Source organism: Vibrio sp. 2017_1457_13, from assembly GCF_030851525.1.
GTDB lineage: Bacteria > Pseudomonadota > Gammaproteobacteria > Enterobacterales > Vibrionaceae > Vibrio > Vibrio metschnikovii.
Genome location: NZ_VHTA01000005.1, coordinates 329627 through 342238, shown reverse-complemented (window position 1 = coordinate 342238; position 12612 = coordinate 329627). Strand labels below are relative to the sequence as shown.

Annotated in this window: 11 protein-coding genes; 6 read left to right on the top strand and 5 right to left on the bottom strand. The window is 42.7% G+C overall.

Going from position 1 to position 12612, the window contains the following annotated elements:
* Window positions 1-233 precede the first annotated feature (233 nt).
* Together FKN88_RS09105 and phhA are read right to left on the bottom strand one after the other, a co-directional pair.
* The gene (locus tag FKN88_RS09105; RefSeq protein WP_154170946.1) at window positions 234-566 is read right to left on the bottom strand and encodes a 4a-hydroxytetrahydrobiopterin dehydratase; all 333 of its coding nucleotides are present in this window, start codon (window positions 564-566) and stop codon (window positions 234-236) included.
* Entirely contained in the window at window positions 556-1350 is a 795-nt protein-coding gene (gene phhA / locus FKN88_RS09100) for a phenylalanine 4-monooxygenase (protein WP_154170945.1), read from the bottom strand. The genes FKN88_RS09105 and phhA overlap by 11 nt, the downstream gene beginning before the upstream one ends.
* Before the next feature lie 243 nt (window positions 1351-1593).
* On the opposite strand from phhA, the gene FKN88_RS09095 reads away from it, so the two are divergent.
* Complete coding sequence (locus FKN88_RS09095; protein WP_154170944.1) at window positions 1594-3576, top strand: acetoacetate--CoA ligase; 1983 nt, start codon at window positions 1594-1596, stop codon at window positions 3574-3576.
* Window positions 3577-3635: 59 nt separating this feature from the next.
* On the opposite strand, the gene FKN88_RS09090 is transcribed toward FKN88_RS09095, so the two are convergent.
* Entirely contained in the window at window positions 3636-4217 is a 582-nt protein-coding gene (locus FKN88_RS09090; protein ID WP_170904443.1) for a class I SAM-dependent methyltransferase, read from the bottom strand.
* Between the two features lie 193 nt (window positions 4218-4410).
* On the opposite strand from FKN88_RS09090, the gene FKN88_RS09085 reads away from it, so the two are divergent.
* Together FKN88_RS09085 and FKN88_RS09080 are read left to right on the top strand one after the other, a co-directional pair.
* Complete coding sequence (locus tag FKN88_RS09085; RefSeq protein WP_004397076.1) at window positions 4411-5289, top strand: LysR family transcriptional regulator; 879 nt, start codon at window positions 4411-4413, stop codon at window positions 5287-5289.
* A gap of 176 nt (window positions 5290-5465) precedes the next feature.
* Complete coding sequence (locus FKN88_RS09080) at window positions 5466-6365, top strand: cation diffusion facilitator family transporter (protein ID WP_040905323.1); 900 nt, start codon at window positions 5466-5468, stop codon at window positions 6363-6365.
* Between the two features lie 48 nt (window positions 6366-6413).
* Here the strand turns inward: FKN88_RS09080 and yddG are convergent, their stop codons facing one another.
* A complete protein-coding gene (yddG, locus tag FKN88_RS09075) occupies window positions 6414-7319 on the bottom strand; it encodes an aromatic amino acid DMT transporter YddG (protein ID WP_306687397.1) in 906 nt (301 codons plus the stop codon).
* 25 nt (window positions 7320-7344) lie between these two features.
* Window positions 7345-7749: an OsmC family protein gene (locus FKN88_RS09070; RefSeq protein ID WP_110167371.1), complete on the bottom strand. Its 405-nt coding sequence runs from the start codon at window positions 7747-7749 to the stop codon at window positions 7345-7347.
* 858 nt (window positions 7750-8607) lie between these two features.
* On the opposite strand from FKN88_RS09070, the gene FKN88_RS09065 reads away from it, so the two are divergent.
* From FKN88_RS09065 to FKN88_RS09055, 3 genes are all read left to right on the top strand, one after another.
* Complete coding sequence (locus FKN88_RS09065; protein WP_004397071.1) at window positions 8608-9081, top strand: dCMP deaminase family protein; 474 nt, start codon at window positions 8608-8610, stop codon at window positions 9079-9081.
* Between the two features lie 547 nt (window positions 9082-9628).
* Window positions 9629-11059: a glyceraldehyde-3-phosphate dehydrogenase gene (locus FKN88_RS09060; protein ID WP_306687398.1), complete on the top strand. Its 1431-nt coding sequence runs from the start codon at window positions 9629-9631 to the stop codon at window positions 11057-11059.
* A gap of 466 nt (window positions 11060-11525) precedes the next feature.
* The gene (locus FKN88_RS09055) at window positions 11526-12476 is read left to right on the top strand and encodes a VirK/YbjX family protein (RefSeq protein ID WP_306690724.1); all 951 of its coding nucleotides are present in this window, start codon (window positions 11526-11528) and stop codon (window positions 12474-12476) included.
* Window positions 12477-12612 lie beyond the last annotated feature (136 nt).

Sequence of the window (12612 nt, the reverse complement as noted above, 5' to 3'; positions counted from 1 at the left end):
CAGTCTCAGCGACTTTTTCAAGCTTGAATTTTACCAAAAAAGCAAAATCAACACTTAAGTCAATGATAAATATACATAAAAAATAATAATAAAAATAAACCCATCACAGCAAAAAGATTAGATGTGTAACAATAATGACAGTTTTATGAAGATAGAATGAAGGGGAATATGAGGATAGAACTGGGGCAAGATCACTCAGGCGAACACTCAATATCGCCTGAGTGATCATTCACTTAACAGGGCAGTTTGTCGCAGCGTGCAGCACAAATAAAATCGTTATTGTGCAGTCCATTAATCGCATGGGTCCACCAAGTTAATGTCGTTTTACCCCACTCGACCGTGATTTTAGGATGATGATGCATCGCTTCAGCAAGGTTGGCTACCTGCTCAGAAAACGCCCAAGCCTGCTTGAAGTTGTTAAACCGATAGACTTTTTCTAACTGAGGAACACCGTCTCGATGCACCAGTGCCCATCCATCAAGTTCACTCAGTAATGTCTGCTGCTGATCTTGAGTTAAAGCAGTTGCGTTGCTATCACAGGCTTCACAACGTAATTCATCCAACATAGTTTTCTTCCTTTACAGTAAATGGCGCTGGTAGTAAGCCTAGTGCCATGGCTTGTTCAACATAATGCATTAAATCTAATTGACTGAGTGAGTAAAGCTCACCTATCTCTTCCAATACATAATACACCGGCTGAATATGATCAATTCGATACGGGGTACGCAGTGCTTGTAACAAATCAAATCGCCGATGCTGCGTGTCTGGTTTATCTAGCGCGCAGCGTGTTTCGGCAGGAGAAGAGAGAATACCGCCGCCATAAATTTTGACGACCCCTTGCTCTTTTACTAAGCCAAACTCAACCGTAAACCAGTACAAACGAGCTAAATAAGCCCGTGCTTTAGGAGAAGCATTCTTGCCTAATTGACCATATCGATGAGTAAATGCCGCAAAATCCGGGTGCGTTAACATGGCACAATGGCCATAAATTTCATGGAAAAAATCGGGCTCTTGTAAATAATCAAACTCTTGCCGAGATCGTAAAAACGTTGCAGCGGGAAATTTTTTATCGGCCAATAACGCAAAAAAATGATCAAAGCTGATTAAGGCGGGAACGGGGGCAATTTGCCAGCCGGTTTCTCGATCTAAGGTATGATTAAGCTCAGATAGTCGTGGGACTCTATCCGCTGACAGTGCCAATAAATTCAATCCATCTAAGTAAGGCTGGCAAGCGGTCTCGCTAACAATCGACTGCTGACGAGCGACAAGATCGTGCCACACACCATGCTCTTCTTCGCTCCAATCGATCTCACCGTGTTGATTGAGTGATTTAGCAACGTAACAACTCATGACGGAATCTCCGTAACATTATTATTACATTTAGCGTATTCACGGTTGCTTCAATCTGCCATTCCTCTGCAAGGATTGGATTGACTTATCTCTGTAACAATTTATTTACATTCGTTGATGGCGTTCCCCCCTATTGAGTATGCCTTAATCTATAATTTTGCTTGTTTATCAATCTTCTTTTTTGACTTTACAGCAATCTATACAACACTTTTGTTATCTAAAATTTGCTAACTTGAGGAAGACATGTCTCACTCTGACCCGATTTGGACACCTAGCCAACAACGTATTCATGCTTCTGAACTGTACCAATTCATGCAACATCTTCATCAACAAGGCTATGCAATGACTCACTATGATGAACTGCATCAATGGTCGGTTCAATCTTCCGAACGGTTCTGGAGTGAAATCTGGCAATATTGTGATGTGATTGGCTTACGTGGAACGTTATTATCAACTCAAGGCGAGGCACGCTGGCCGCCATTCATGCCGAGTCGAGATACCGTTTGGTTTGCGAATGCGGAGCTTAATTACGCAGAAAATTTACTCGCTTATGCCTATCAACAGCCGGAAAATATTGCTCTTTGGTTTCATAATGAGCGCGGCCAGAGTCGCCACTTAACGTGGCAACAACTCTCTGATCAAGTCTGCATGATTCAGCAGTGGTTGATACAAAATGGTATCGGTCGAGGAGATGTAGTCGCGGCATATCTACCGTATATTCCAGAAGCGGTCGTGGCCATGCTCGCGACCACCAGTTTAGGGGCAATCTGGACATCAACTTCCCCGGATTTTGGGGTTAACAGCGTGGTTGAGCGTTTTGCACAAGTAGAGCCTAAAATTCTATTTTGCTGCGATGGGTATACCTTTTCAGGTAAAACACACCAGATGCATGAGCAAAACTCCCAAGTAGTGACTCGATTACCGACGCTCAATAATGTCTGCCAAATTGATTATCTGCAAAAGCGCGCCTATAACCCAAGCATCAATGAACATTTTTCCCATTGGGCATCCATTCTCGCTAGCTATACACCAAAAGGACTAACCTACCAACGCGTAGCATTTAATGATCCTTTGTTTATTCTTTACTCTTCAGGCACGACTGGACAGCCTAAGTGCATTATTCATTCTGTCGGAGGAACGCTGCTCAATCATCTGAAGGAGCACCAATTACATTGTGATATCCAAGCGAATGATCGGGTGTTTTACTACACGACCTGCGGCTGGATGATGTGGAACTGGCACGTATCAGCGCTGGCAAGTGGAGCGACCTTAGTGATTTTTGATGGTAGCCCAATCTATCCGAATCCCGATGTTCTCTGGCAATTGGCTGAGCAATCACAAACAACGCTGTTTGGCACTTCTGCTATTTATCTAGAATCATTGCAAAAATCGGGGTTTTCGCCCAATCAACATCATCACCTCGCGGATCTTAAAACAATCTGTTCTACGGGTTCAGTGCTCTATCCTCATCAGTTTGATTATGTTTATCAACATATTAAATCCGATGTGCATCTCGCCTCGATTTCTGGAGGCACTGATATTTGTGGTTGCTTTGTCTTGGGCAACCCACTCTCACCCGTCTATCGTGGAGAATGCCAAGTCGCGGGGTTAGGCATGGACGTAGCGGCGTTTAACTCGCGGGGAGAAGCGGTCATGCAACAGCGCGGAGAATTAGTCTGCCGTAACAGTTTTCCAAATCAACCGATTGGCTTTTGGAATGATAGCGGCGAGCGCTACCACAATGCTTACTGGGCGAAGTATCCCAATACTTGGCATCATGGTGACGATGTCATGCGCTCAGAACAAGGCGGATTTCTCTTCTATGGCCGAAGTGATACGACACTCAATCCTGGCGGAGTACGCATCGGTACTGCGGAGATTTACCAAGCGCTTAAATCAATTACCGAGATAGCGGATGCAGTCGCCGTCGGCCAAAAGCAGCAAGGTGATGAAATCATTGTTCTTTTTGTTGAGTTGTCACAAGGCGCTTCGCTCAACGATCAACTGATCGAAGCCATTAAACAACAATTGCGCACCCAATGTTCACCGAGACATGTACCGAAGAAAATCTACCCTATTTCTAAAGTACCGAGAACGCGCTCCGGTAAATTGGTCGAGTTAGCGGTTAAGCAAGTACTCAATGGGCAAACGGTCGACAATCGTCATGCGATTGATCATCCTGAAGTGCTTGATGAGGTGGCGAGTTATGCCAACGCGACCACCTAATCAACCAACGCCGTACCCTGCTCACATCGTAATACAGACTCAAACCAGAGTGTGTACGGCTATTTACGTCCTAATGCAAAAAAGGCGGCTTGTGGTCCATCCGGGGTAGCGATGACAAACGCTTGTGCAACCTCAATGGTCGTAAAGCCTGCTTGGGTAAAAGCCTGTCTAACGTTAAGTTCATGTAGATGGTGATCGGCGAGCGCATTGTCTGCTAACCAATCCCACTGAATAAACAAACCACCTTGGTCTAGTAACGAGTAAATAATCTCGACTACTTGTGGAAAGTCATCAACGTAAGCACACACCGAAGCGGCGACGACAAGATCAAACTGCTTTCGAAAAGCTGGATGTTGAGCCACTAAGCCGCGCGTTAAACTATCGACCACAGGCTCGACATTAGGTAGCTCTTTTTTATCCAGCTCCTCAATCATCGATTCTGAGCTATCCAATGCGACGATAGTTTTCGCTAGGGGGGACATCATCTGACTTAAGAAACCCGTCCCACAGCCATAATCAAGAATATGCTTGCCATCCAAGGACGTTAAGGTCTTCAGTTGCTGAAATACCTGCTGAACAAACATCGTGTTTGTTGTATTGTTTTCCCAATTTTTCGCGAGATTATCCCAGTCGTGTACCATCATGGTCTCCGTATTACGTCTTGTATTCTGGTAATATGCCAAGATTAAACCAAAATAGAGTCAACTTCATAGCGTTAGCGAACAATCTTGGTTAAGAAAATACAATATTCATCGTAATGCTGAGAAAATCGGCAATGTAAAGTGGAAGTTATCAGCCTGATTAACGTCGCTCCCGTTTAATAATGGAACCCTCATGAACCTATCACAAATAGAAGCATTTTGTGCTATCGCCGATGCAGGCTCAGTTTCCGAGGCGGCTCGCCAACTGGAATGTAACCGAACCAAACTGAGTATGGCGGTAAAAGCGCTGGAAAATGAACTTAAGGTTGAGCTATTAGTCCGCAGTGGTAATCAAGTCACATTATCGGAAGCCGGTAAGGCTATCTATAAAGACTGCCAAAGCTTATTAATTACAGCGACCAGAATTAAACGCACCTGCTCGCAGGTGTGTGATGAATTTGCCGCTGAAATGTGGATTGCGCGTGATGACTCTCTGCCTGATGTGTTATGGCAAGATTTGGCTCATTCACTGAATAATTTATTTCCTAATACGTCCTTTAACATCGTCCTTGCCTCGAGTGGTGATCTAGCCAGTTTAGTCGCAACCGAGCAGGTTGACTTTGCATTTGGTGTCGATTACGAGCGTTTGGACGATCCTCGTATCAGTTACCAGCCACTGGGTAAAATCCGCATGATGTCGGTCTGTAGCGTCAGTCATCCTTTAACTAAACTCAAACGAGTGTCCGATGAAGACTTACGTAAATCGATGCAAGCGGTGATGGTTTACCTCAACGATCAAGATAACTCCAACCTTGAGCCCTTTTCTCGCCGCTATATTGGTTTCTCAAGTTTTGAATATATGCTGGCGACCATATTGACCGAAAGCGCTTGGGGAGTGTTACCTGAGCCATTAATTCGCCATCATCTGCGCGAACAACGTTTAACCGTTATTCGCCATACCTACGGCTTAACTCAAGAAGATTATTGCATGTATACCATCCCTGGTGACGCAGAAAATCCAGCTATGCTTTGGCTAGCTGATAAGCTCAGTGATTACCTATTTGACTTTTAAATAACCAATGGCAGTCAGAGTCAATATTTTTGACAGCAAAAATAGCGCGCAACCTACTGTTTTAAATGGATTTATTTTAAATTCGTGTTTTTTATTTAGATGTGTAAGTAAATTGAGATTGTAATAGACCGATTTTAAGCCAAAATACGTTTAGTTTTTAAATCGGTAGATGTTTTATGTGTGCTCAAACAAGTTTAAATGAAAATCGTGTCTTAACCTTCTCCGCCCTTATCGCATCAGTATTTGCCCTTGGCGGATTAGTGGTTGGTTTACTTGTAGGGTCATTAGTTATTGTCTTTGATGGAGTCTACTCTCTCATCAGTTTACTGTTAACATTATTGTCGCTGGTCGCTTCACGTTATATACGTAAGCCGTCTGATGCGCAGTTCCCTTTTGGTCGTGCGCTATTTGAACCTGCGGTTATTGTTATCAAAGGCAGCGTGATCTTACTACTCGTCGCCTACTCACTCTATTCTGCGATCGGTGCTTTAATCACTGGCGGTAGAGAAGTCGATGCTTCGATTGCAACCCTTTTTGGTACAGTCAATGTTATCGGCTGTGGCTTAGCATGGTGGTATATGGCAAAACTGAGTAAACGCCACGCTTCAGGCCTGATTGGTGCAGAGGTTAAACAATGGCAAATGGATACATTGCTCAGCCTTGCAGTAACCATCGGCTTTATTGTGGCACTGGGTGTGACTTTTACTCCCTTCGCTCACTATGCGGTCTATGCTGACCCGTTGATGATGCTTGCTATGTCGTTTTATTTTTTAAAAGTACCTTTCGGGATGGTGAAAACGGCATTACGCGAAATATTCCTCATGTCACCGAGTAAAGATATTTGTAAGCGCGTTGATCAAAGTATTATCGATGCTTGTAAAGAATCAGAGCAAGATATTGAATTAACCGGAGTGACCAAAGTCGGTCCAGAATTATGGGTAGATGTGGATATCTATCCTGAAGACAACAGCGATGTAATTTTAGTCGATGATATCGAACAAACCAGAAAAACCATCGCTAAGCGTTTATCTGGGTTACCACTGAAACTACAAATTAACGTCAATATCGCGCGTTAATCCCTGCTTATCCTAACCAATAAACCCGCCGTTAATGGCGGGTTTATTTTAGGTGGTAGCTTCAATCAGCTTAGGTTTATCACGCGTTAACCACCAGCAGAGTAATGAACCCAACGTCACCATTGCCACCCCTTGCCAAAAGCTGGTATCGAGTATCACACCAAGAATTAACGATGAAAAAAGCGTCGATATCACAGGGGTAAAATAAGACAATGTTGCCAATAACAACATATTGCCACGCAAAATAGCGATATTCCATAACGCATAACCACTGCCCATCACCACACCCGTCAGTATCACATTGAAGATGGCGATTGGGCTAAAGCTCAGTGGTCCTTCTTGGCTTAGCGCGTACTTTATCCATAACACCATCGCTGTAGCGATAAAAAACAGAGCGATAGCATTTTGACCTTTTGCGATTAACTTCGTCACGTTGCAATAGATTGCCCAAATCACCGCTCCCATAAAGGCCAGACCATAGGTCAAAGGATTACTGGAAATATTATTTACCACATGTGTGATAGAGAATCCGGCGTCTCCCGTTAAAGTCCAAACAACACCGGTAAAGGCCAGACCAACACTCGGATAAAGCCAAACGCTGACTGTTTTTTTACTTAAGATAACCGCTAGTACTACCGTGATCGCTGGCCATAAGTAATTAATCACCGCCATCTCTAAAGCCTGATGACGACTATTGGCCATACCTATCGCTAATGCCAAACAGATTTCATAACTGACAAATAACCCTCCTCCTATCAATAAATAGCGAAGAGAAAAATGTTGTCGTTTAGGGACACCAAGCACGAGTATTAAAAAGACAGCGGCAATGGTATAGAGTAAGGCTGCACCACCAATCGGTCCGAAAGCTTCAGCCACAGTGCGCATTAAACCAATCATTGCTCCCCACAAAAAAATGGCAGCAATCCCATATCCTGTATATTTAAAATAGCTCATTCCTGTTCCCTTTTATGCTCATTCGTTAAGCATTAATGACTTCCCAGCTGTGGGTGAGCTCAATACTTTCACCAAGCATTAAACAAACTGAACAGTATTTATTGAGTGAATCTGCCACCACTTGTTCAACAATTTCTGACGATACCTTATTCCCTTCAATCGTAAAATGCAGATTGATATGAGTAAAAAGACGCGGCGCCGTTTCTCGACGCTCAGTGATCAACGATACACGACACCCCGTTACCGCTTGCTGAGCTTGCTTTAAGCCATTAACCACATCCACTGAGCTACACCCCCCAGCGGCCATCAACACCATTTCCATCGGGCTGGGCGCAGAGGAGCCTGCATTACCATCCATTACGATAGAGTGTCCTGACGGTGATTGACCAATAAATCTTAATCCATCAACCCATTGTACTTCTGCTTGCATCGAATAACTCCTGTCTTTAGCCTAGATTGGCCTTGCAAAGTGAATATTATCTTTAAAATAAACGGGGGCTTCATCGTGGCGAACCGATGACCACTACGGCAATATATCTAAGCCGATAAAAAAAGCCAGTTCGCTGTACAAAAGAAAACCCCACTAAGCTTACGCCTAGTGGGGTTCAGTTCTTACTCGCAGCAATCCGGCTACTAATCAAGTGCTCCCTGCATCAATTCCTTGATAGTCTGCTATATCCGTTAGCACATTCCGTTTCATCGCCATCCTAGCGGTGTCCCTTACTCTATCATCCTGATAGACGTGCCTTATTCCTTTAAGATGTCCATTAACCATCCGTGATAACCATCCTAGTTATTCGCGTCCTGCTAATGTCCTTTGCTTTCCTTGCCGATGTTTCATCCTGAATCATCGAATCTTCGTCCTGAAGATGACCTATCCTTGGGTCTTTCCTGTTCCGTGTCGGCTTCCTGCTGACAAATTCAGAATACGGCAACACGGTTTTTCAGCAAGGTGGTGAATGAACATGTCTATTCAGCTCAGCAAATTATTACAGGAATAAATCATTAAAAACAATAACATAAGGGCAATATCACCGTTTTACCCATAACAAAAAACGCACATCTCTCACATTGATTGTAAGAGATCTCTCACAAAGCTTATCGCTAAATCACCCATAGCCGTCTAGCGAGGAGCGATAAAAAACGAGAGTTCAGTCTCACTTTAGTAAAGCCAAGCCTAACCAATCAACGTTTTTCTCGTGTGACGGTCGCAAAATTTATCTAGACTAAGCTCTACAAAATCACGATCATGACTGACAAATAACGTTACGTTAAGGAAACCAAGATTATGATTTCAAAATGGGCGCAACGCTTCTATCAAATGGCCGAACTGGTTGGCTCTTGGAGTAAAGATCCGTCTACTCAAGTCGGTGCTGTGATCACCAAACAAAATCGTATTGTCTCTGTCGGCTTTAATGGTTATCCACACGGGATCTCTGACAGTGCAAATACCGACGACCGTGACATGAAATATTTAAAAACATTGCACGCTGAAGAAAACGCGATTCTGTTCGCTAAACGTGATTTGGATGGCTGTGAAATTTATGTCACTCATTTTCCGTGCCCAAATTGCGCAGCAAAAATCATTCAAACTGGTATTTCTGCTGTGCATTGCCCTGAACAGTCTGACGATTTTCTTTCTCGTTGGGGCGACAAAATAAAAGTTAGCCAAGATATGTTTTTACAAGCAGGGGTAAAAGTAAACTGGTTACCTTTAAATGAGCTCAAACCGATCAGCCAGATCCCACCAGCGAATCTCTAATTAATACCACCAGTAACCACTTAAGAGTGCCTTGTCTGGTAACCACCGTTCATTCACAAGCAGGTAGGTAAAAATTAACCTACCTTGTGCTTGCCAATAACCCTAATCAATTAAGGATTATTTTCAGATCGCGAACACATTCAAACCACATGGATTAAATCACTCTCATTAATACGGATTAACCTGCTGAATAAATAGGTATTTTCGATTGAAATCACAAAAATTAAGTAACTCATTTTTCTTTTTCAAACACAACTATGATTTCAATGCATATCCTCACGAAATAAGTGACATTAATTAAAATTGTCAATACCGATTTAACCCTTAAAAACTCCGCTAAAACACCAGAAATCAGTAGAACTACAGCCTAATATATGGCCATTAATTTTACTAGCAGAATAACCGCTCAAGATTTACAATCCAGACACAATCCAATAACAAGCTAGCTCAATACTAAACACAATACAAATTGTGATGGTTGAGCACGTGATGCTTATCGCTTGCGGTGACATCACGTTTAACCCTACGTGAAAGGTCTTAAGTCAACATGAGCCCAGAAAAACATCGCCTCGATTGGCAAATTAGCCAAACCATCGCTGAATCTATGTCGCCTCTGATTGGCAAACTTTACCGACAAGCAGGTGTAGAAATTTTATTGTTTGGTAAAACGCTGATCAATGCGACCACGATTGACATCATCAAAGCTCATAAAATTGCGAGTCGCTATATCGGAGAATCTTTATCTCTTGAACAAACCATACCTTTGCTCACTTCACTGGCAGAGATGACCCTATCACCTTGTAAAATCGATATTGGCCAATTAGCGCATCGTTATTGGCAACATCATGATGACGCCGATGCTATGCAAGATTACTTGCATACGGCACTTGTTGAAGCCGTGAACGGCGAACCCATGAATCAACCTAAAGATGTTGTGCTTTATGGTTTCGGTCGTATTGGCCGTTTATTGGCTCGTTTATTAATAGAAAAAAGTGGTCCGGGTTACCCATTACGCTTACGTGCAATTGTCGTTCGTGGCGGTAAAGACGGAGATTTGGAAAAGCGAGCCAATCTATTAAGACGAGATTCCGTCCATGGCCAGTTCAACGGGAGTATTATTATCGATAGTGAACGCAAGGCACTGATTGCTAACGGTAACTATATTCAAATGATCTATGCTGACTCACCGCAAGAGGTCGATTATAGCCACTATGGTATTGACGATGCACTTGTCGTTGATAACACCGGTGTGTGGCGCGACAGTGAAGGGTTGAGCCGTCATCTAGCTTCTCCGGGTGCGAGTAAAGTGCTGCTCACCGCCCCCGGTAAAGGCGATATTAAAAATGTGGTTTTTGGGGTGAATGAATCGGTGATTAGCGCTGATGATACGATCATATCCGCAGCAAGTTGTACGACCAACGCAATTACGCCCATTCTTAAAGCGATGCACGATCAATATGGTGTGCTATCTGGGCATATTGAAACCGTTCATTCTTATACCAACGATCAGAATTTGATTGATAACTTCCACAAAGGTGAACGTCGTGGCCGATCTGCGTCTCTGAATATGGTGCTGACCTCCACAGGTGCAGCGAAAGCCGTCGCCAAAGCGTTACCGGAGCTAGCAGGAAAATTAACTGGGAATTCGATTCGTGTACCGACACCCAATGTGTCCATGGTGGTTGCTAACTTAAATCTAGCCAAAGAAGCCGATAAAGAGTCGTTAAACCACTATTTAAGACAAATTGCTACTCACTCCCCTCTTTCAGCGCAAGTTGACTATACCGATTCAACTGAAATCGTTTCGAGCGATTTAGTCGGTTCACGTCATGCTGGCGTCGTTGATGGTGCTGCAACGATCGCCCAAGGCAATCGCTGCGTTTTATATGTCTGGTACGACAATGAATTTGGTTACAGTTGCCAAGTCATTCACTGTATGGAACAAATGATGGGCGTGCGTTACAAAACGTATCCCTAATAATCGAAACCGACTCCACAACACAATAATAATAAACCGAATGTGCTGAGCGAAAGGCGGCGGAAAGAGTTACGACGCTTTTATATTATTGGGTAGCCAATAATGTTCAGGACAGATGGATCCATCATCCCCCCTTGCCGCTTATCACGACCGATAGGCGGCTTTTTTGTTTTGGTCCACTAGCGATACTCTGCTCTCGGGTTACGGCTAACTAATATAATTTATAGTTATTAATCAAAGTCAATCAATATATTGACATAAATACAATTCAGGCTTTCATTGATAGAAAAAGGACAATAGATCAGGAATTATGATTAAGAGATAATCAGAGTGCAGCATTATTAATAAGTTAACACTATACATAACCTCGATTAAGACAATCCCATACAAAAAAGTACACAAACACAATAGCGATGTTCTTGGCTGTGAGTAATAATACTCGCTGAATATTATCTGTATTACAGTAGTGGTAATTCGTGTGCGATTAAAATTAGCCTCGGCAGCTCATGCTCAAAGCCAAAAACATAAATTGAGAGATATCAGTAAGTTTATTCTTAGATCTTATCTCTATCCTCGTCATTTCCAAAAGATGGTAAACTTATTCCATCATGAGCGTCGGCAACATATTTTTATTCGCCAGCCAAATTATATCATGAAATGTATGATTCCATTTCTACATATTGGTTTAAGTAAAAGTGATGTCATACAGTTGCTCAATGACCACCATTCATGGCTAGAAGCTACTTTTTCTCGTGCCGCCATTCTTAAAATACATACTGATAAATTATATTTAGGCAGTATCCATATTGACGATGAAAATTATCAACTTACTTTAAGCTTCGATGGAAGAATACGTAAAGAAGGTGAATTGGCGTTATCACTAGAAGATAATACAGGCTATGCTTATTATACTTTAGGTTTCACGATTCAAAACAACCTATTATTAATTGGCTGCATGCAAGGTGCCGTTAACGATAATGGTTTCAGCCGAACATTCACTAAAGCTATCCATGGTTTAAGGCCTAAATCCTTTATGGTTGAAGCGGTTCAATTTATCGCTCAATATTTAGATATAAAAACTATCTATGCGGTTAAAAATTCAGCCCATATTTATAATGCCAAGCGATATGGTAAAAAAAGTGATTCGATCAATTTAGACTATGACCAATTATGGCAAGAACACGATGGCGTTGATCACAACCGTTGGTTTTATTCTTTACCCTTATCTGCTAAGCGTCGCGAAATGGGAGAGATAAAGCGCCCGAAACGCAAAATGTACCGTGAGCGATATGCATGGTTAGACGCTTACCAGCAGCAACTTTATGCCTTGTTGCAGCCATCATTACTCTATCCTCATAATCTTAAGATGAGTATTGCTGAACAAGTCGCTTGGCTAACCGATGACTCAACTCAATAACCTATTAGCCAACGTTCATCATAGGGAGGGCGGCACACCCTCCCTCGGTGAAACCTCTCATAAACATTAATGCGGTTTGAGTAAGCATCGTTCATGTTTTCTTCATCACAGATGAGGTATGATAAATTGATATCGA